Below are 1,883 nucleotides of genomic sequence, written 5' to 3' on the forward strand. Positions count from 1 at the left end.
CCTTCCTCTATAATCTTTAATTATCTCTTAATATCTCTATTGTTCTCAGCATTTTGACTTGTAAAAAAGAAGCTATATGGATAGTACATACATTAATGTAATAATATGGGCATAACAGGGTAACCTAAATAGCGTATGCTGTTTTATCCAAAATATGGTTGCTATTGGATGTCCGCTATTACTCTGGTAACTTACCCTTCCATGTCTCACAGGATCATTTGTCCCCAATTCCTTCGTACAGTTTATCCAAGAGGCGGATGTCAGTATATGCTTTCTTACCGGGTCTTTGCCCTAATGGAGGAAATTTTCCACTGACTAATCCCAGCTTCTTTTGTCAAGGTGCAATTACTTCAAAACTATAGAAATATCTTTGTTGCTTTCCACAACCTTTTTTCACTGAAGAACCAGTGATGGACAAGCTATGGATATGTTGACTCTAATTATCCTGTCTGATATGCTTCTGTGGAAAACTCTATCAAAGCTTATCAGGCTGCATCCTGTAATTGTAAAAAGTTAAGGTCACGTATTACTCTTTCACTGTCATATGCTACTTGTTTACTAATAAGGGCATAAAATATTCTTATCAGCTTACAGCACAGCAGTATTAATGATTGCATCTTCTTTAGAGGGTTTTCTCTTCGGGTTGTATAGTGGTTATGCAGGGCTTTAAACTCTTCATTCTTACTTACAAGTGGCATTACTGCACGAAACAGTACAGCTCGTAGCCTAGACCTGCCACGCTTACTTATGGTGGTATTGCCCTTATGCTTGCCCGAACTATTCTCAACTAAATTTAACCCCGCTAACTTCTGTATCTGCTTAGGATGCGAGAATCTACTGACATCCCCAACCTCTGCCATAAAACCTGCCGCTGTAGTTATACCTACACCCTTTATGGTAAGCATCTCTTGTACGCCTGGTATCTGTAAGGCCAACTTTTCCATCTCATGTTCTACCTCTGCAAGTTGTTCCTTATATAGGTCATATTGCCCAAGAAGCATGGAGAGCTCTTTTTCAGCCATTCGTAGGCCTTCTCTAATACCTATAGAACCCTTGGCTACCTTTACTAACTGTGTCGCTCGTTTAACACCTACGCCACGACTTATGTCTCTCTTCCATGTGGTCACCACACCATCAATACCCATCGATACTATTTTATCCGGAGTCGGAAATTCTCTTAATGTCATCAGCGCTGCTTTACCCTCCCAATCTTTAAAAACAACCATAAACTCCGGGAAATATTGATCTAACCACCTAATTACTTGGTTCTTAATTCTTATGAGTGACTTACTTATTGAATCCCTTAAGTTCATCACTGTCCTAAGCTCACTATATACACCTTCAGGTATATAGGGCTCTGAGTATCTACCATCTATCATTAGCTTAGCTATTGTCTTTGGATCCTTGCTGTCGCTCTTTGATGGCGTATTATCGTCCAATTCCTTACTCCTCTTCACGTGAAACGGGTTTACAAGGACAAGCCTTATCTCTTGGTCTTTTAAAAAGTGACCTAGGTTAAGCCAATAGTGGCCTGTTGGCTCCATACCAACAACACTACTAGACTTATGTTCTTTCTTCTCTAGGGCAACCATCCAATCTCTAAAGGATTTTAGACCTTCCCTAGTGTTCTCAAACTTAAATACCTTGCCAAGCTCAATGCCCCTATAGTCAAAAGCTCTAGCATAATGAACCTTCTTTGCGATATCAACCCCTACAACTAATGTCTGTTCTGTTATTGACATTATCTTATCATTTTGTGTATAATTCATATGAGGTACCTCCTTATTATTTAGGGATAAGTGTTGCAACACTCTATACCCAGTATTTTATCAGGAGGTGCCTCTTTTTACAAAGGGCAAATTACTTTACTACAGGAATGCTTT

General features: G+C 39.3%; 1 protein-coding gene. It reads right to left on the reverse strand.

The features are described 5' to 3' along the window. Window positions 1-485 precede the first annotated feature (485 nt). Window positions 486-1,769, reverse strand: coding sequence for an IS110 family RNA-guided transposase (locus EJN67_RS13885; protein ID WP_129725019.1), 1,284 nt, complete (start codon window positions 1,767-1,769; stop codon window positions 486-488). Window positions 1,770-1,883 lie beyond the last annotated feature (114 nt).

It is taken from the genome of Xylanivirga thermophila (genome assembly GCF_004138105.1).
Taxonomy (GTDB): domain Bacteria; phylum Bacillota; class Clostridia; order Caldicoprobacterales; family Xylanivirgaceae; genus Xylanivirga; species Xylanivirga thermophila.